Genomic DNA, 18,395 nt, shown 5'->3' on the forward strand with positions numbered 1-18,395 from the left:
GACGGCATGGAACGCTGGCTGAGCAAACCCCGCGTGCTGCTGGCCTTGAGCGGCGTGCTGCTGCTGTCGGCGCTGAACCGGCACGACCCCATGGTGTTCGGCATGTTCCTGTTTTTGGCCACACTCAGCGTGCTGGGCCTGCTGCTGCCCTGGCTGTCCTTGAGGTCGCTGCAGGTGCTGGCAAGCGGCACCTCGGAAACCGTCGAAGGCCAGGCCTCGAACGTGCAGCTGCTGGTCGAGCGCCGGGCCTGGTGGCCGGCTTTCATGGTGGACGTGGAAACGCACTGGCAGTGGGGCCCCAGGACCATCGTGCTGAGCCACACGCTGCCGCTCATACGCGCGCGCCAGCGCTGCGCGCTCGGCCACCAGATCACTTTCCCCTGCCGCGGCGACTACCGCCTAGCCAAGGTGGTGCTGGCCAGCGGCTTCCCGCTGGGGCTGGTCACGGCCCGCCGCACCATGGCCCAACAGGGCGTCGCCGTCCTGGTGCTGCCGCGGGCGCAAGAGGTGTTCCTGCCCGCCGACTTGAGCGCGGCCCACGACCCGCTGGGCAACCAGGTGACGCACCGCCTGGGGCAGTCCTTCGAACTCGGCAACCTGCGCCACTATGTGGCCGGCGAACCCCTGGGCCGCGTCAACTGGCGGGCGTCGGCGCGCTCCGGCGAACTGGTGATCCAGCAATTCCAGCAGAGCGGCTCGCCGCTGCTGCACGTGGTGACGGACATTCCCTCCGGCAACGAACTGGCGCGGCCCGACGCCCCTTCCGAACAGGCTTTGCGTGTGGTCGCCGGCCTGTGTGAAGCGGCGGAAGAAGCCGGCGCTCGCATACGCGCCTACCTGCCGCAGCAGGCCGAAGCGCTGCGCGATACCCTGGCCATCCGCCGCGCGCTTGCCGGCGCGATGCCCGACAGCCTGCCCCTGCGCGAGGCGCTGGGCCGGGTCCAGGGCCGGCTTTCGGAGGGCTCCCAGCTGCTGGTGGTGGTGAGCCCGCGCTGGGCGGCTTCGCTGCTGATGCGTGAGTTCTCGGCCCTTGACCTGGGCCGTTGCCCGGTGACCGTGTACATCGCCACCCATCCGGCGCAAGCGGTCGGCGACCAGGCACTGGCGCCGGCATTGGCCCTTGCGCTGGCGCAAGCCGGCTTCCAGGTCATTTCACACTACCCGGGGCAGCGCTGATGCCACCGGCAAGCCTCACAGCCGCCTCGCCGGCCCCCGCCCGGACCGCGCAGGACAGGCTGTCCAGCCGCCTGATCGTGGTGTTCACCGGGCTTTGTTACCTGTGCGTGGCCGTCGGCTTTTCTTACCTGGACAGGCGTTACGGCCACTTCCAGGCGGAAAGCCTGTTCTGGGTCGCATGGGCCGCGCTGGGCTTTACGGCCGGCTCCTTCGCGAAAAACCGGGCCGCCCCGGCGGGCAAAGGCCTCAGCATGGTGCTGATGGTTTTCGCCGTGGTGCTGGCGATTTTTCCCGCGTTCTTCATGTACATGCTGCTGCGCTGGATGTGCGTGCTGCTGCTGCTGGTCACGGCCGCGCGCGCACCCGTCATGCACACCCGGCGCGACCTCTACCTGTGCCTGACGACCTGTTTCGCCGTGAGCTTCATGGCCGCGGCCCATGGTTCGGCCGACTGGACCCTGTGGTTCTACCTGGGCCCGGCCTGGATTTTTGCCGGGCTGGCCTTGACCTGGGACTATGCGCCGTCCAGGGCCATCGGGCACGCGACGCGGCTGGGCATGAACCTGGGCTTTGTCGCGGCCACCACGCTGATCGCCGCCCTGCTGTTTTTCTTCGTGCCCCGCCCGCCGGTGCTCGGCTTCGGTTTTATCCCGCCCGCGGCCGACGCCTCGGGCCTGCTGGGCCAGCCTGCCGGCAACTCTTCTGGCGGCGCCGGGACAGGGCAAAAGCCAAGCGCCGGCAAGGCCTCCGGTCCGGGGGAAGGCGAGGGGAAAGGCGAGGGAGACGCCAGGGGAGACAGCACGGGCGAAGGCCAGGGCAGCGGGTCAGGCCAGAGCTGGCAGGACCGCTGGCAGGACATGCTCGGAAAAATGCGCCCCGCGCTCAAGGACCCGGCCATGCCGCAATGGCAGAAAAACCTGCTCGAAAAACTGCTCGGCCTGGGGGAGATGCTCGGGGACGGCCAGGCCCCTTCCGGCGGCGCCGCTCCGGGCGAGAGCCCTTCGTCGCTCGAAAAAACAGCGAACACCATCGCTTCGCTGCTGGCCTTGCTGCTGGCAGGGGTGCTGGCCTGGCTGATCTACCGCTGGCGTTACTGGGTCGGCATTGAGCTGCTGCATTTCGGCGCCTGGCTATCGGGGCCCATCCGCCCCTTGCTGTCGATGCGCCTGTCGGCGCAGGCCATCAAGCTGTGCCTGCGCGAAGCCGGCCACAAAAGCCAGGCCGGCCAGTCGGTGCGGGAATATGTCGCGGCCGCGCCCGGCCAGCCGCCGCTGGTGCGGCGCTGGCTGGGCCATGCGGTGGAACTGTATTGCGAGACCCGCTTTGGCGCGGTGCAGGCCACGCCCGCCAGGGCCAGAAGCATGCGCCGGGCGGTCAGCGCCGCCACCCAGGTGGTCAAAGGCTACGCGCCCGAACTCAGGAAGCCCTGAAGCAAGACCCTGCGGCAAGCGCAGGCGCGCTCAGTCGCCCCCGCCGCCGCAACTCGAGCCGCATCCGCTGCTGCCACCCGAATCCCCGCCGCTGCTGGAACCGTCGCTGCTGCTTGAAGAGTCGCTGCCGCCAAAGCCGTCGGCATCGCCGCTGTAGCTGCCGTCCGAAAAGCTTTCGCCGCAATAGGCGCCTGCCGAGCCGCCTGTTCCGTCGTCACGGCGTACGCCCTTGCAGTCGGCCAGGTACACAAACCCACCGGGAATCGCGAACTTGGCGTCCAACGCGAACAGCAGCGGCAGCCGGCTGGGCTGCTTGGGGTTGATGGACTCGTCGCGGCAGGACCAGAACCAGGCGCGGCGCAGGCCGTCGTTGGTCGAGGCTTTGCGGCCCAGCACCTCGGCCGGCACATGGTCGATGAAGCGCCCTATCACCAGGTCGCACCATTCGCGATAGGCCGAGGTGTGCAGGATGAACTCATGCCACATGCTGTCGACGACCTGCGAGGGCATGGCGACGAAGCGCTTGTTGCTGCGCTGGCAGGCGATGAAAAACTGGCGCAGCCCGCGCTCGACCAGTTCGGCATCCCTGAGGGTGAGGTGCGGGTAGCTGTCCATCAGCTTGCGCCGCAGGAACCTGGGCAGCGGCGCTTCACGGACCAGACGGCTGCGTTCGCGCGTCGCCCAGACCCCCGCGGTCAGCATGAAAACGAACATCACGGAAATCGTGGTCATCGTCCAGCCCGGTGGACGCCAGCCCGCGAACAGGGCGACCAGCAACAGGCTGACCCAGGCAAATGCCAGCATGGCGGCGGTGGAACGCGAATAACGCAGCGCCAGCCGGCGCCAGGGCGATACCTCGGGGCCCCTGTAGACCTTGGCCAGCCGCACCATGCTCAGACCACCACCGGTTCAGGCTCGAGCAGGATGCCGAAACGCTCGTAGACGCTGGTCTGGATCGCCTTGGCCAGGGTCATGACCTCGCCGCCGGTGACGGGGTCGGCTGTGCCGCCGCGGTTGACCAGCACCAGCGCCTGTTTTTCGTAAACACCGGCATTGCCGACGGATTTGCCTTTCCAGCCGCAGGCGTCTATCAGCCAGCCCGCGGCCAGCTTCACCGAGCCGTCGGCCAGGTGGTAATGGACGATCTTGGGCTCGCGCTGGATGATGTCGGCGCACTGCTCGGGCGACACCGTGGGGTTCTTGAAAAAGCTGCCGGCATTGCCGATCACCTGCGGATCGGGCAGTTTGGCCTTGCGGATCTCGCAGATCCACTCGTAGATCTGCTGCGCCCCGGGCGCCTGGATGCCGGACTGCTGCATTTTTTTCTCGATGTCGGCGTAGCCCAGCACCGCCTTCCAGGCCTTGGGCAGGGCCAGGCGCACGCGGGTGATGAGGGCCTTGTCCGCCAGGCCGAAGCCGTGGCCGCCCGGCCCGGGCGCCGCGCTGCTGTGCTTGAACACCGAATCGCGGTAGCCGAAAGCGCATTGCGCGGCTTCGAGGGTGAAGGGCTGGCCCGTCGTCAGGTCCACGGCGTCCAGCGACTCGAAGCGGTCCTGCAGTTCCACGCCGTAAGCGCCTATGTTCTGCACCGGCGATGCGCCCACCGTGCCCGGGATCAGCGCCAGGTTTTCCAGCCCCGGGTAGCCGTTTTGCAGGGTCCAGGCCACCAGCTCGTGCCAGTTCTCGCCGGCGCCCGCCTCCACGATCCAGGACTTGGCGGTTTCTCCCACCAGGCGTTTGCCCATGATTTCGACCTTGAGCACCAGCGGCTTGACGTCGCCGGTCAGCACAATGTTGCTGCCCCCGCCCAGCACGAACTTGGGCGCGGCCTTCAGGGCCGGGTCTTGCAGCACGGCGGCAATATCGCCCTCGCCGGCCACCCGGACCAGGCTCAGGGCCTTGGCCACGATGCCAAAGCTGTTGGAATGCTGGAGCGGAACGTTTTTCTCGACTAACATCCGGGAGATTGTCTCACCCCAACACCCGTAACAAAGATTCGCATCATGCCCTCTTTCGACACCGTTCTTGAAGCCGATCTGGTCAAGGTCAAAAACGCCGTGGAAAACACAGCCAAGGAAATCGCCACGCGCTTCGACTTCAAGGGCACTTCCGCCTCCATCGAGCTGAAGGAAAAAGACATCACGCTGATCGGCGACAGCGACTTCCAGCTCGACCAGATCAACGACATCCTGCGCAACAAGCTCACCAAGGCCGGCGTCGACATCCGTTTCCTCGACATCGGCAAGTCCGAAAAAATCGGCGGCGACAAGGTCAAGCAGGTCTCCAAGGTGCGCAACGGCATCGAGGCCGAACAGGCCAAAAAAATCCAGCAGCTCATCAAGGGCAGCAAGGTCAAGGTGCAGGCCTCCATCCAGGGCGACGCGGTGCGCGTGACCGGCGCCAAGCGCGACGACCTGCAGGCCGCCATGGCCATGATCCGCGCTGAAATCAGCGACTTCCCGCTGAGCTTTAACAACTTCCGCGACTAGAAAATGGCCCCCACGCTCCCCACTGCGTGTACCTTCGGCGGTTCGCTGCCCCTTGCCATAAAAGAAGGGGCCGTTTTTTCCTTGGGGCGGCCCGGCGGAAAAATGTCGCGCCCCACGCTTGCCACTGCGTATGCGGCAGGTTTGCTGCTGGCGCTCGCGCTATTGCAGGGCGCCGCGCAGGCCCAGACCGTGGGCCTGGCCGGCATGCTGGGCAACAAGGCCCTGCTGATTGTGGACGGCGGCCCGCCCAAGACCGTCGCCCCGGGGGAAACGCACCAGGGCGTCAAGGTCGTCTCCACCTCCGGCGACCAGGCCGTGGTGGACCTCGGCGGCAAGCGCCATTCCCTGCGTATCGGTGATGCACCCATGAGCGTGGGCGCGGGCGGCGGTCCCGGCACCCAGGCCGGACAGGGCAACCGCATCGTGCTGACGGCCGGCAGCGGCGGGCACTTCATGACGCAGGGCCAGATCAACGGCAAGATGGCCCAGTTCCTGGTGGATACCGGCGCCAGCGCCGTGTCGATGTCGCTGGCCGACGCCGAGCGCATGGGCGTCGACTACAAATCGGGCCGGCCCGTGCAGCTGACCACCGCCAACGGCGTCATCATCGGCTGGCAGACCACACTCGCGTCGGTGCGCGTCGGTGATGTGGAAGTCTTCAATGTGCCGGCCGTGGTGGCGGCGCGCGACATGCCGTTTATCCTGCTCGGGAACAGCTTCCTGACACGCTTTCAAATGAACCGCACCAACGAAGAGATGGTTTTGACCCGTCGCTTCTGACCCCGCTTCGATCAAGAGCGGCTCAACCCTTCTTGCCGCTTCCCAGTTTCGACTCTGTTCCCTTGAGCAGCTTGCTGATGTTTTCGCGGTGGCGGTACACCAGCAGCGCGCTGATGGCGAACATCACCACCAGGATGGCCTTGTCGACATACCAGGCCTCGCGGTCGCCGAACAGGTAATACAGGGGCGCGAAGGCCGCCGAGACCAGCGAGGCCAGCGAGGAGTAGCGCGAGAAGAAAGCGATGATCACCCAGGTGGCCAGCGTCGCCAGGCCCAGGATCCAGCTCACGCCCAGCAGCACGCCCGCCGCCGTCGCCACGCCCTTGCCGCCTTTGAACTGGAAGAACACCGGGTACAAATGCCCTAGGAAAGCCGCAAAGCCGACAGCCGCCACCGTGCCGTCGCCCAGGCCGTAGTCGGCGCCAAACCACTTGACCAGCACCACCGGCAGCCAGCCCTTGAGGCCGTCCAGCAGCAGGGTCGCGATGGCGGCCGGCTTGCTGCCGGAGCGCAGCACGTTGGTGGCGCCCGGGTTTTTGCTGCCGTAGCTGCGTGGGTCGCTCAGGCCCATGAGCTTGCTGACGATGACCGCGAAGGACAGCGAGCCGAGCAGGTAGGCCAGCAGCGTGGCGCCGATTGAGTATGCGTAAACCATGGGTCTCCCTCTTTATATATATGTGGTGGCTGCGGGCCCTGGGGGCCGGGGTCAGCCGTAGCCGGCGGCATTGTCCAGGCTCAGCGCGCAATTCACCGATTTTGCACCGAGCAATGTGACACAAACCTGCGGGTCCATCCCGACCAGGTAGCCGCGCCGCCCGCCGTTGATGGCGATTCTAGGCAAAGCCAGGATGCTTTCCTCGATATAGACCGGCATGGCTTTGCGCGTGCCGAAGGGCGAGGTGCCGCCCACCAGGTAGCCGCTGTGGCGGTTGGCGACTTCTGGCTTGCAGGGCTCGACCGACTTGGCGCCTATCTGCCGCGCCAGGTTTTTGGTCGAGACCTTGCGGTTGCCGTGCATCAGCACCAACAGCGGTTTGGCGTCCTGGTCCTGCATCACCAAAGTCTTGACGACGGTGAAGGGGTCCAAACCCAGCACCTCGGCGCTGTGCTGGGCGCCGCCGTGCTCCAGGTACTCGTAGGGGTGCTCGGTGAAGTCGACCTTGTTGGCCTTCAGCAGTTGCGTGGCCGGCGTTTCACTGACGTGCTTCTTAGCCCCCACGGTCGCTCACTCCGTGTAGCTCCCTGCCCCCCGAGGGGGCCGCTGCGCCTGCGGCCCGGCAAAGCCGGTTCCGCGGCCCATGCTTGCTTAAGAGTGAGTAGCGAACCATGCGCCGCGCTCCCCGGATCCAGTCACAGTGCCGGGTCGCGCGAGTCCCAGCGGATTTTGTCGATGTCGGCGAGTACTTCCGGCGTCAGCGTGGTGCCCCAGACATCCAGGTCCTCATCGAGCTGCGCGACCGAGGTCACACCGATGATGGTGCTGGCCACTTGCCACTTGGTGTAGCAAAAAGCCAGGGCCAGCTGCGTGGGCGTCAGGCCGTTGGCGCGCGCCAGTGCGTTGTAGCGGCGCGCGGCGGCCAGCGCCTCGGGGCGGCCCCAGCGCTGCTTGCGCGTCGATTCGAACTTGGCGATGCGCGCCTCTTTCGGCGCGGTCGGGCCTTCAAAGCCCGACTCGTCGTACTTGCCGGTCAGCAGGCCGAAGCCCAGCGGCGAATAGGCCAGCAGCGAGACGCCCAGGCGGTGCATGGTTTCGTCCAGGCCGTTTTCCACGGTGCGATTCACCAGGCAGTAGGGGTTTTGCACCGCGGCCACGCGCGGCAGGCCGTGCTGCTCGGCCAGGCGCACGAACTCATGCACACCGTAAGGGGTTTCGTTCGACAGGCCGATGGCGCGCACCTTGCCCGCCTTGACCAGGCCGGCCAGCGCCTGCAGCTGTTCGTGGAGGGAGGTGGCGGAACGCTCCTGCGCGGGGTTGTAGTACAGCGCGCCGAAGGCCGGCACGTGGCGCTCGGGCCAGTGGATCTGGTAGAGGTCTATCACCTCGGTCTGCAGGCGCTTGAGGCTGGCGTCGCACGAGGCCACGATGTCCTTGGCCGTCATGCCGCTGCCGTCGCGCACCCAGGGCATGCCGCGCGAGGGGCCGGCCACCTTGGTGGCCAGCACCACCTTGTTGCGCGCCGACGGGTTTTTGGCAAACCAGTTGCCGATGATGGTTTCGGTCGAGCCGCAGGTTTCGGCGCGCGCCGGCACCGAATACATCTCGGCCGTGTCGATGAAGTTGACGCCGCGCGTCAGCGAACGGTCCAGGATGGCATGGGAGGTTTTTTCATCCACCTGTTCGCCGAAGGTCATGGTGCCCAGGCAAATAGGGGTCACCTGCAGGTCGCTGGAGCCGAGTTGGACTTTGTTCATGGGATTTGGATTGAGAGGAAGGGACGAAAAAAGCGCTGTTGCGCCAATGGGAAGGCCGTGTGACGGAGTTCACGAAACGGCTAGTTTAAGGGCTTCGTTCGCGGCTTGCTGGAAGGCCAATTCGCGCCTTTGTCTTACAACTGCTCACCAATTGCCTGCCTAGTATTCACACACCAACGATTTAATCGCTCGTGGCTGAATCCTGAATCGCCGGCACGGCTTCAAAAAAGCAGCTTCATAACGACATCGTCCAATCTTTCCCGAGGAGAACTTCCATGAACAAACTGACCACCACTTCCCTGAGCTGCGCCGTCCTGGCCGCCGCCATGCTCTCCGGCTGCGCCAACATGAGCGAAACCCAGTCCGACACCGCCAAGGGCGCCGGCATAGGCGCTGTCGCGGGCGCACTGCTGGGCGCGGCCACCGGCGGCTCCAAGGGTGCCGCCACCGGCGCGGTGCTGGGCGGTGCGGTCGGCGCGGGCGGCGGCTACATCTGGTCCAAGAAAATGCAGGACCAGAAAGCCGCGATGGAACGCGCCACCGTGGGCACCGGCGTGGCTGTAAGCCAGACCACCGACAACCGCCTGAAGCTGGACATCCCCAGCGACGTTTCCTTTGACGTGGGCCGCTCGGCCATCAAGCCCAACTTCGCGCCCATCCTGAACCAGTTCGCGACCAGCCTGAACCAGAACCCGGTCACGACGGTCACCATCATCGGCCACACCGACAACACCGGCTCCGACGCCATCAACAACCCGCTGTCGATAGACCGTGCCGACTCGGCCCGCGACTACCTGGTCAGCCGCGGCGTGGCCCGCACCCGCATCGTGACGGACGGCCGCGGTTCGCGCGAACCTGTGGCTGACAACAGCACGCAGCAAGGCCGCGACAAGAATCGCCGCGTCGAAATCTACGTCGCCGAACAAGTTGCTGCACGCTGAGCATCGGTTTCACTCTTAAAAAAAGCACCTTCGGGTGCTTTTTTTATGTCTGCGTCAGATTAGTTAACGAACCAGGGTCTTCCAGAAATTCAATTGTCGGGATGCAGGGCAAGGCGCCCGGAGCACAGGACACCGGAATGCACTCCGGTGCATGAGGATTCCGAGCACCGCGCAACGCCGCCATGCGCCCGAAAATTGGATTTATGGAAGCGCCCTGAAGCGTTCTTCTTCTTGCAGCCGCAGCACCCTCCGCTGTACTTTTCCAGTCGTCGTCATCGGCAACGCGTCAATAAACTCAATCTCCTTGGGGTACTCATAAGGCGCCAGCAGGTTCTTGACGTGGGCCTGCAGCTTGGCGGTGAGCTCTTCGTCAAAGCCGGCCGCGCCGCCCGGGTGCGCCGCACGCGCCGCGGCCTGGTCGGGCGCGATCACCACATAGGCCTTGACAACGGCACCGCGCTCGCGGTCGGGTTTGGGCACCACGGCGGCGTTGGCGACGGCCGCGTGCTTGACCAGGCAGTTCTCGATCTCGCCGGGGCCTATGCGGTAGCCGGCGGCCTTGAACACGTCGTCGGCGCGGCCCTCGTACCAAAGGTAACCGTCGGCGTCGCGGCGCGCCAGGTCGCCGGTGCGGCACCAGTCGCCGGTGAACTTGTTGCGGGTCGCGGCCTCTTTTTTCCAATAGCCCAGAAAGAAAATCGGTCGGGGTCGCCGTGGACGTCGTAGCGGTTCACCGACACGTCGCCCGGCACGCCCACCGCGCATTCATGGCCTTCGTCGTCGATCACCGCCACGCGGTGGCCCGGGTAGGCCTTGCCCATGCTGCCGGGGCGCGCGGGCCACAGGCGGCTGCAGTTGCCGACCACGTAATTCATCTCGGTCTGGCCGAACATCTCGTTGACCGTCACGCCCAATTGTTCGCGGCAGTAGGCGAAGACGGCGTCGCCCACCGCTTCGCCGGCGCTCATCATGGCCTGCAGCGTCATTTTGAAATGCTGCTTCGGTTTGGGATAGGCCTTCATCATGGCCTTGAGGGCCGTGGGGAACAAAAAGGTGTGCGTCACGCCCTGCGCTGCCATCAGGCTGAAAGCCAGCTCGGGGCTGAAGCGCCCGTTGAAGGCGACGATGGGCCTGCCGAAATACAGGCTGGGCAATAGCGCATCCATCAGCCCCCCGGTCCACGCCCAGTCGGCAGGAGACCAGAACACCGCGTCGGACTTCGTGTTGGCCTTGCCGTCAAAGCCAAACCAGTTGTGGCTGCAGACAAACCCCGGCAGGTTGCCGATCAGCGCCCGGTGCGGCAGCAGCGCGCCCTTGGGCGGGCCGGTGGTGCCGCTGGTGTAGATCAGGATGGCGCCTTCTTCGGCCTTGGTCTTGACGGCCGTGAAGGCACCCTTCTGCGCCGCGATAGCGCTGCCGTAATCGACATCACCCTGGCCCTGGGCCGTGCCGGCGGCGATCACCGTGCGCAGCGCCGGGCAATGGCCGCGAATCGCCTTGAGGCTGGCGATCGAGCTTTCGTCGCAAATGGCCACCACCGCATCGCTGTCCTGCAGCCGGTACTCCAGCGCCTCGGGGCCGAACAGCATGGACAGCGGCATAGCGACCCCACCCATCTGGAACACCGCCATATAGGCCACCGCGGTTTCCAGGCGCTGAGGCATCACGATGGCGACACGGTCGCCGCGCTTGACCCCGAGCCCCGCCAACACATGGCTCAGCGCATCAGCGGCTTTCTGCAGTTCCTGGTAGCTATGGAGAACGGTTTTTGCGCCCGGTTTGTGCACGCGTATCGCCGTCCGGGGCGCGGTGCGCGCCCAGCGGCTGCAGCAGGCCTCGGCGATGTTGAAAAATTCATCCACCTGCCAGCGAAAGCCGGCGTGCAGCGCCGCGTAGTGGTCGGCTTGCCTGGTGGCGGGGGATTTGGGGACGGCCGGCTTGTCCCTGTTTTGACTGCGCTTGGCTTCGTGTCTCTTTATCATGGGCACCAATGTACAAAGAAAAACGATCTTCCCGCAGCGAGTTTGTCCCTATACGTGACCTCCGTTATCACGTCCGCCTCTGGGAAAGTCCCGCGAGCGCCGACCCCACGCTGCCGCCGCTGGTGCTGGTCCATGGCTGGATGGACGTCGCCGCGTCCTACCAGTTCATGGTCGACGCCCTGTCGGACGCCTTCGCGCAAGGCCGCACCATCATCGCGCCCGACTGGCGCGGCTTCGGGCTGACGGCTTCCGGCCCCGAAGGCAGCCCCGCCGACAACTACTGGTTCGCCGACTACCTCGCCGACCTGGATTTTTTGCTTGACCACTATGTGGGTGAGCAGCCCGTGGACCTGGTCGGCCACAGCATGGGCGGCAATGTCGCCATGCTGTATGCCGGCGTGCGGCCCGCGCGCGTGCGCCGCCTGGTCAACCTCGAAGGCTTCGGCCTGCCGCCCAGCCAGCCCGAACAGGCGCCGGGGCGCTATGCCAAATGGATGGACGAGCTCAAAGGCCTGCGGCGCGGCGAACTCGAACTCAAGTCCTACGACAACGTGGACGGCGTGGCGCGCCGCCTGATGAAAACCAACCCGCGCCTGTCGGCCGACAAGGCCGGCTGGCTGGCCAGCCACTGGGCACGCCCCGATGCCGCGGGGAAATGGCAGATACTGGGCGAAGCCGCGCACAAGATCGGCAGCGCGCAGCTTTACCGCGTCGACGAGACCCTGGCGATCTACCGCCGCATCAGCGCCCCCACGCTGGCCGTCGAGGCCTCCGACGATTCGCTGGCGACCTGGTGGCAGGGTAAATACAGCCTGGCGGAGTACCACGAACGGCTCAAACAGGTGGCCCAGGCCCGCGTCGCCGTGATCCAGGACGCCGGCCACATGCTGCACCACGACCAGCCGGAACAGCTGGCAACACTGATTGAGGGCTTTCTCGGCTGAAAGCCGGCGTGTCGTGAGAAAATGACGGGTTAGGCAGCCCCCTGGCGGCCACCACACTTTCAGGACAGAAGAACCATGGACGCAGAACGCATCAACCTCATCAGCAACCAGCTCGTCGACCTCAGCAACCGGGTCAACGAGCTTCGGGGGTATCTTTGACTACCCTGCCAAAGAACGTAAGCTAAACGAAGTCAACGCCGCACTGGAAGACCCCAAGGTCTGGGACAACCCCAAGCGGGCGCAGGAACTCGGCAAGGAAAAGAAGTCGCTGGAAGACGTGGTCCACGTCATCGACCGCCTGAGCTCCGAGCTCTCCGACAACACCGAACTTTTCGAGATGTCCAAGGGCGAAGGCGACGAAGCCGGCATGCAGTCGATTGAAGGCGATGCCGCCAAGATCGCCGCCGAGGTCGAAAAAATGGAATTCCGCCGGATGTTCAACAACCCGGCCGACCCCCTGCCCTGCTTCCTGGACATCCAGGCCGGCGCCGGCGGCACCGAAGCCTGCGACTGGGCCAGCATGCTGCTGCGCCAGTACCTCAAGTACGCCGAGCGCAAGGGCTTCAAGACCACCGTCGAAGACGAATCCCCGGGCGACACCGCCGGCATCAAGGGCGCAACCATCAAGATCGAGGGCGAGTACGCCTTCGGCCTGCTGCGCACCGAGACCGGCGTGCACCGCCTGGTGCGCAAGTCGCCTTTTGATTCCTCGGGCGGGCGCCACACCTCGTTTGCCTCGGTCTTCGTTTACCCCGAGATCGACGACTCCATCGAGATCGAGATCAACCCGGCCGACGTGCGCACCGACACCTTCCGCGCCAGCGGCGCCGGCGGCCAGCACATCAACAAGACCGACTCGGCCGTGCGCCTGACGCACATCCCGACCGGCATCGTCGTGCAGTGCCAGGACGGCCGCAGCCAGCATAGCAACCGCGACGTGGCCTGGAAGCGCCTGCGTTCGCGGCTCTACGACTTCGAGTTGCGCAAGCAGCAGGAAGCCCAGCAGAAGCTGGAAGACACCAAGACCGACGTGGGCTGGGGCCACCAGATTCGCAGCTACGTGCTGGACAACAGCCGCATCAAGGACCTGCGCACCAACGTCGAAGTCTCGGCCACGCAGAAAGTGCTGGACGGCGACCTGGACGTCTTCATCGAGGCCTCGCTGAAGCAGGGCGTCTGATGCCCCGGGCGGCCGGCGCCGGCCGCCCAGGGTTTGTTTTTGATGGATTTTTGAGTTTTAGACCGTTTTGATTTTGAGGAAGCAGCCATGTTGCAAATGCCCGATGACAGTGGATCAGGACAAGGACCCACGGTGGTCATCAACCGCGCCGACTACATCGCCCCCGCCTACTGGATTGACACCGTCGACCTGTGCTTCGACCTGGACCCGGCGAAGACCCGCGTGCTCAACAAGATGCGCCTGCGCCGCAACCCCGGCGTGCCGGCCCAGCCGCTGAAGCTTGACGGCGAAGAACTGAATCTCGCGCGCGTGCTGGTCAACGGCCAGGGCACGTCCTTCAAGATGGAAGGCAACCAGCTGGTGCTGGAAAACCTGCCCGAAGGCAGCGAGCCCTTCGACCTCGAAATCTTCACCACCACCTGCCCGGCCAAGAACACCAAGCTGATGGGCCTCTACGTCAGCAACGATTCCTTCTTCACGCAGTGCGAGGCCGAGGGCTTTCGCCGCATCACCTACTTCCTGGACCGCCCCGACGTGATGGCCAGCTATACCGTCACCCTGCGCGCCGACAAGGCCCAGTACCCGGTGCTGCTGTCCAACGGCAACCTGGTCGATCAGGGCCCGCTGGAGCCCGGCCCCAACGGCGCGCGGCATTTCGCCAAATGGGTGGACCCGCACAAAAAGCCCAGCTACCTGTTTGCCCTGGTGGCCGGCAAGCTGGTCAGCCGTGAGCAACGCATTACCTCGCGCGCCGGCAAGCAGCACACGCTGCAGGTCTACGTGCGCCCCGGCGACCTCGACAAGACCGAGCACGCCATGACCTCGCTGATGCATTCCGTCGCCTGGGACGAAGCCCGCTTCGGCCTGCCGCTGGACCTGGAGCGCTTCATGATCGTCGCCACCAGCGACTTCAACATGGGCGCCATGGAAAACAAGGGCCTGAACATCTTCAACACCAAGTACGTGCTGGCCAACCAGGCCACCGCCACCGACGTGGATTTTTCCAACATCGAGAGCGTGGTCGGCCATGAGTACTTCCACAACTGGACGGGCAACCGCGTCACCTGCCGCGACTGGTTCCAGCTGAGCCTGAAAGAAGGCCTCACGGTGTTCCGCGACCAGGAGTTCAGCCAGGACCTGGCCGGCGCCCCCTCGGCCCGCGCCGTCAAGCGCATCGAGGACGTGCGCGTGCTGCGCACCGCCCAGTTCCCCGAAGACGCCGGCCCCATGGCCCACCCGGTGCGGCCCGACAGCTATGTCGAGATCAGCAACTTCTACACCGTCACCATTTACGAAAAAGGCGCCGAGGTCGTGCGCATGATGCAGACCCTCTGCAGCAATGCAGAGTCCGATCCTTTGGGCCGCGACGGGTTTGCCCGGGGCATGACGCTGTACTTCGAGCGCCACGACGGCCAGGCCGTGACCTGCGACGATTTTGCGCAGGCGATTGCCGACGCCAACCCGATGTCCGACCTGGCGCGCCTCTTGCCCCAGTTCAAGCGCTGGTACAGCCAGGCCGGCACGCCGCGCGTGCGCGCGCACGGCCGCTATGACGCGGCTGCCCGCACCTACACCCTCACGCTGGCGCAAAGCTGCGCGCCCACCGTGGGCCAGCCCGTCAAGCAGCCTTTTGTGATCCCGGTCGGCCTGGGCCTGCTGGGCGCGGATGGGCAAGACCTGCCGCTGCAGCTCGCCGGCGAGAGCCAGCCGCCCGCCAGCACACGCACCGTGGTGCTCACGCAGCCCAGCGAGACACTCGTCTTCACCAACATCGATGCCGAGCCCGTGCCCTCCATCCTGCGCGGCTTCACCGCCCCGGTGGTGCTCGAGTTCGACTACACCGATGCCCAGCTGCTGCACCTGCTGGCGCACGACAGCGACCCCTTCAACCGCTGGGAAGCCGGCCAGCGCCTGGCCGTCAACCGCGCCATCGCGGCCATCACCGCGATTTCAACACCCGCTACTGTGCTTGACGAGGCCTACCTGGACGCCATGCGCCAGGTGCTGCGCCACCCCACGCTCGATTCGGCTTTCAAGGAGCTGGTGCTCACGCTGCCGTCCGAAACCTACCTGGCCGAACAGCTCGAGGTGGTGGACCCGCAGCGCATTCACGCGGTGCGCGAAGCCATGCGCCTGCAGCTGGCCACGGCCCTGGCCGCCGACTGGGAAGCCGCCTACCAGGCCAACCACGACACCGGCGCCTACACACCCGACGCGGTTTCCTCGGGCCGGCGCGCGCTGGCCGGCCTGGCCCTCACCCACCTGTGCCTGGCCGCGCAGGCCGGCGGCGACACCGTCTGGCCGCAGAAAACCCTGCAGCGCTTCAAGGACGCCGGCAACATGACCGACCGCTTCAACGCGCTGGCCGCGCTGGTCTCCAGCGGCCATGCCCTGGCCGGTGAGGCGTTGCCCTTGTTCCATGCCATGTTCAAGGACGAAGCCCTGGTCATCGACAAATGGTTCGGCCTGCAGGCCGGCGCGCCTGACCGCAACGGCAACATCCTGCCCGCCGTCAAGCAGCTTATGAAACATGCCGACTTCAGCCTGCGCAACCCAAATCGCGCGCGCAGCGTGGTCAGCACCTACTGCCAGGGCAACCCCGCCGCCTTCCACCGCGCCGACGCCGCCGGTTATGTGTACTGGAGCGACCGCGTGATGGAACTCGACGCCATCAACCCGCAGGTCGCCGCCCGCCTGGCGCGCGCGCTGGACCGCTGGAGCAAGCTGGCCGAGCCCTACCGCAGCGCGGCGCGCGAAGCGATCGCCCGCGTCGCGGCCAAGACCGACCTGAGCAAAGACACCCACGAGGTCGTCTCCCGCGCACTGGCCGACTGAACGCGGACGCAGGCACCCGCCATGGCATTCTTCCCATTCACCAGCCCCGCACAGCGGTTTGCGAAGAAGTTCAAGCCGCTGCGCGACACGGTGTACGACGCCGGCGGCATGTTCAGCGGTTCGCGCATGTCGGCCGACCTGGCCGCGCTGGAGCCCCTGGCCGAGGCCGTGGGCGCAGGCTCCGCCGAGCAGGCTGACTTGCTGTGGCTGCAGTTCGTGGTGTTCCGCAAACGCCAGCAGCATGCCGAGGGCCTGCCCCTGGGCCTGCGCGCGCTGGCCATCCGCGCCGCCAGGGGCAGCCTCACGCCCACCGAGCGCTACGAACAGCATTACGCCCTCGGCGAGTCGGCCCTGGAGGCCGAGGACTACGACACCGCCGTCGAGCACCTCCAGCAGTCGGCCCACTGGGCCGCGCACGAAGGCGCCACGCTGGGCACCGAGCAGAAGCTGGGCATCCGCGAAGAGATTGGTTATGCCCTGCACGAGGCCGGCCGCTTCGCCGAAGCGCTGGCGCACAACCGGCAACTGCTGGCCGATGCCCAAAGCGCCTTCGGCTCCGGCACGGACAAGCGCCTCTCCGGCCTCATCAACAACCTGGCGCAAAACGCCTACGAGCTGGGCGAACAGGCCCAGGCGCTGGCCTGGCTGCAACAGCGCCTGGCGCTGGGCCAGGCCTTGCAGGACACCGACATCGTGCTGGACACCTTGTTCCAGCTCGGCGTGCTCGCGCATGAAGCGGGCCAGCCCGCCGAAGCGCGCGCCCTCTTCCAGCAACGCGTGGACATTGCGCGCGCCAAGGACGACGAAGACCTGCTGGACGACGCCCTGGCCACGCTGGCCGAATTTGAAGAACGCGAACAGCAAGGCGAACCCGGCTAGGCGCCCCGCCCAACCCTACCGCCGCCCCAACACCACCCCTCAACCGAACGGAGCACCCCATGTCCCAAAAGATCTCCCTGACCCGCTACCTGATCGAGCAGCAGCGCATCGACGGTCATATTCCCTCGCAGCTTCGCCTGCTGCTCGAGGTGGTCGCCCGCGCCTGCAAGAGCATCAGCCAGGCCGTCAACAAGGGCGCGCTCGGCAGCGGCATGGGCAGCGCCGAAAGCGAGAACGTGCAGGGTGAGATCCAGAAGAAGCTGGACATCATTGCCAACGAGGTGCTGATCGAGGCCAACGAATGGGGCGGCCACCTGGCCGGCATGGCCAGCGAGGAAATGGAAGGCATTTACGTGGTGCCGAATCGCTACCCTCAAGGTGAATACCTGCTGCTGTTCGACCCCCTCGACGGCTCCAGCAACATCGACATCAACGTCAGCATCGGCACCATTTTCAGCGTGCTGAAAATGCCCGAAGGCGACCGCGGCGTGGATGAAGGCGACTTCCTGCAGGCCGGCCACAAGCAGGTGGCAGCGGGTTACTGCATCTACGGCCCGCAGACCACGCTGGTGCTGACCGTCGGCGACGGCGTGGCCATGTTCACGCTGGACCGTGAGCAGGGCTCCTTTGTGCTGACCGAGGAAAACATCAGGATTCCGGAAGACACCAAGGAGTTCGCCATCAACATGAGCAATATGCGGCATTGGGACGCACCCGTGAAGCGCTACGTGGACGAGCTGCTGGCCGGTAAGGACGGCCCGCGCGGCAAGGACTTCAACATGCGCTGGGTCGCCGCCATGGTGGCCGACGTGCACCGCATCCTGTGCCGCGGCGGCATCTTCCTCTATCCCTGGGACAAACGCGAACCCGAAAAAGCCGGAAAACTGCGCCTGATGTACGAAGCCAACCCCATGAGCTGGCTCATAGAACAGGCCGGCGGCGCCGCCACCAACGGCAAACAGCGCATCCTGGACCTTCAGCCCACCAAGCTCCACGAACGCGTCAGCGTCATCCTCGGCTCCAAAAATGAGGTCGAACGGGTGACCTCCTACCACTCCGGGCTATAATCTCGGGCTGTATTCCATAAAACGCCGGTGTAGCTCAGTCGGTAGAGCAGCTCATTCGTAATGAGAAGGTCGGGTGTTCGATTCATCTCTCCGGCACCATTTACCGCGGTAACGCGATAGTGGTTACTAACAGGAAACAGCTGATGTCAGATTTGATTGCGGTTGGTTTTCCATTCAAGCAAAAGCCCTCGATTGAGGGCTTTTTGCTTTCTGGGATCGATTAACGCTACCCCTATTGCAGGATGGAGAACACAAATTTACATTGTGTTTGTCTGCGAAT

At 65.5% G+C, this 18,395-nt stretch carries 15 protein-coding genes, 1 tRNA gene and 1 pseudogene; 11 read left to right on the forward strand and 6 right to left on the reverse strand.

Features of this window, described 5'->3' with window-relative positions; translation table 11 throughout:
• Positions 1 to 6: 6 nt before the first annotated feature.
• Positions 7 to 1,176 carry a DUF58 domain-containing protein gene (locus tag ACSQ27_RS23525; RefSeq protein WP_436157916.1) on the forward strand — a complete coding sequence of 390 codons (1,170 nt, stop codon included), beginning with the start codon at positions 7 to 9 and terminating at the stop codon, positions 1,174 to 1,176.
• Entirely contained in the window at positions 1,176 to 2,606 is a 1,431-nt protein-coding gene (locus ACSQ27_RS23530) for a transglutaminaseTgpA domain-containing protein (RefSeq protein ID WP_436157917.1), read from the forward strand. The genes ACSQ27_RS23525 and ACSQ27_RS23530 overlap by 1 nt, the downstream gene beginning before the upstream one ends.
• A 30-nt stretch (positions 2,607 to 2,636) precedes the next feature.
• Here ACSQ27_RS23530 and ACSQ27_RS23535 read toward each other — a convergent pair whose 3' ends face one another.
• Both ACSQ27_RS23535 and murB read right to left on the reverse strand, forming a co-directional pair.
• A complete protein-coding gene (locus ACSQ27_RS23535; RefSeq protein WP_436157918.1) occupies positions 2,637 to 3,497 on the reverse strand; it encodes a glycine-rich domain-containing protein in 861 nt (286 codons plus the stop codon).
• Positions 3,498 to 3,499: 2 nt separating this feature from the next.
• Entirely contained in the window at positions 3,500 to 4,564 is a 1,065-nt protein-coding gene (gene murB / locus ACSQ27_RS23540) for a UDP-N-acetylmuramate dehydrogenase (protein ID WP_436157919.1), read from the reverse strand.
• 45 nt (positions 4,565 to 4,609) lie between these two features.
• On the opposite strand from murB, the gene ACSQ27_RS23545 reads away from it, so the two are divergent.
• Together ACSQ27_RS23545 and ACSQ27_RS23550 are read left to right on the forward strand one after the other, a co-directional pair.
• Positions 4,610 to 5,095 carry a YajQ family cyclic di-GMP-binding protein gene (locus tag ACSQ27_RS23545; protein ID WP_436157920.1) on the forward strand — a complete coding sequence of 162 codons (486 nt, stop codon included), beginning with the start codon at positions 4,610 to 4,612 and terminating at the stop codon, positions 5,093 to 5,095.
• 102 nt (positions 5,096 to 5,197) lie between these two features.
• Entirely contained in the window at positions 5,198 to 5,875 is a 678-nt protein-coding gene (locus tag ACSQ27_RS23550; RefSeq protein ID WP_436157921.1) for a retropepsin-like aspartic protease family protein, read from the forward strand.
• 22 nt (positions 5,876 to 5,897) lie between these two features.
• Here ACSQ27_RS23550 and plsY read toward each other — a convergent pair whose 3' ends face one another.
• The 3 genes from plsY to ACSQ27_RS23565 form a co-directional block, all read right to left on the reverse strand.
• Positions 5,898 to 6,530: a glycerol-3-phosphate 1-O-acyltransferase PlsY gene (plsY, locus tag ACSQ27_RS23555; protein ID WP_436157922.1), complete on the reverse strand. Its 633-nt coding sequence runs from the start codon at positions 6,528 to 6,530 to the stop codon at positions 5,898 to 5,900.
• A 51-nt stretch (positions 6,531 to 6,581) separates the two neighbouring features.
• Positions 6,582 to 7,094 carry an aminoacyl-tRNA deacylase gene (locus ACSQ27_RS23560; RefSeq protein WP_436157923.1) on the reverse strand — a complete coding sequence of 171 codons (513 nt, stop codon included), beginning with the start codon at positions 7,092 to 7,094 and terminating at the stop codon, positions 6,582 to 6,584.
• A gap of 131 nt (positions 7,095 to 7,225) precedes the next feature.
• Positions 7,226 to 8,287, reverse strand: a complete 1,062-nt coding sequence (locus ACSQ27_RS23565) for an aldo/keto reductase (protein WP_436157924.1) — start codon at positions 8,285 to 8,287, stop codon at positions 7,226 to 7,228.
• Between the two features lie 275 nt (positions 8,288 to 8,562).
• On the opposite strand from ACSQ27_RS23565, the gene ACSQ27_RS23570 reads away from it, so the two are divergent.
• The gene (locus tag ACSQ27_RS23570) at positions 8,563 to 9,228 is read left to right on the forward strand and encodes an OmpA family protein (RefSeq protein WP_436157925.1); all 666 of its coding nucleotides are present in this window, start codon (positions 8,563 to 8,565) and stop codon (positions 9,226 to 9,228) included.
• A 201-nt stretch (positions 9,229 to 9,429) separates the two neighbouring features.
• Here ACSQ27_RS23570 and ACSQ27_RS23575 read toward each other — a convergent pair.
• Positions 9,430 to 11,210: pseudogene (locus ACSQ27_RS23575) on the reverse strand (acyl-CoA synthetase).
• A gap of 8 nt (positions 11,211 to 11,218) precedes the next feature.
• Here ACSQ27_RS23575 and ACSQ27_RS23580 point away from each other — a divergent pair.
• The 6 genes from ACSQ27_RS23580 to ACSQ27_RS23605 all read left to right on the forward strand — a co-directional run bounded on the left by ACSQ27_RS23580 (position 11,219) and on the right by ACSQ27_RS23605 (position 18,214).
• A complete protein-coding gene (locus ACSQ27_RS23580) occupies positions 11,219 to 12,154 on the forward strand; it encodes an alpha/beta fold hydrolase (RefSeq protein WP_436157926.1) in 936 nt (311 codons plus the stop codon).
• A 75-nt stretch (positions 12,155 to 12,229) separates the two neighbouring features.
• A protein-coding gene (gene prfB, locus ACSQ27_RS23585; protein ID WP_436157927.1) for a peptide chain release factor 2 occupies positions 12,230 to 13,334 on the forward strand; the annotation gives its coding sequence in 2 pieces (ribosomal slippage) (positions 12,230 to 12,310 and positions 12,312 to 13,334; 1,104 coding nt in all).
• Positions 13,335 to 13,421: 87 nt separating this feature from the next.
• Positions 13,422 to 16,169, forward strand: coding sequence for an aminopeptidase N (pepN, locus tag ACSQ27_RS23590; protein WP_436157928.1), 2,748 nt, complete (start codon positions 13,422 to 13,424; stop codon positions 16,167 to 16,169).
• Between the two features lie 21 nt (positions 16,170 to 16,190).
• Positions 16,191 to 17,048: a tetratricopeptide repeat protein gene (locus tag ACSQ27_RS23595; protein ID WP_436157929.1), complete on the forward strand. Its 858-nt coding sequence runs from the start codon at positions 16,191 to 16,193 to the stop codon at positions 17,046 to 17,048.
• 59 nt (positions 17,049 to 17,107) lie between these two features.
• Positions 17,108 to 18,115, forward strand: coding sequence for a class 1 fructose-bisphosphatase (locus ACSQ27_RS23600; RefSeq protein WP_436157930.1), 1,008 nt, complete (start codon positions 17,108 to 17,110; stop codon positions 18,113 to 18,115).
• Positions 18,116 to 18,138: 23 nt separating this feature from the next.
• Positions 18,139 to 18,214 (forward strand) — tRNA-Thr (locus ACSQ27_RS23605).
• Positions 18,215 to 18,395: the final 181 nt, after the last annotated feature.

Origin of the sequence: Polaromonas sp. LjRoot131, from assembly GCF_964252805.1 — a bacterium.
GTDB lineage: Bacteria > Pseudomonadota > Gammaproteobacteria > Burkholderiales > Burkholderiaceae_C > Polaromonas.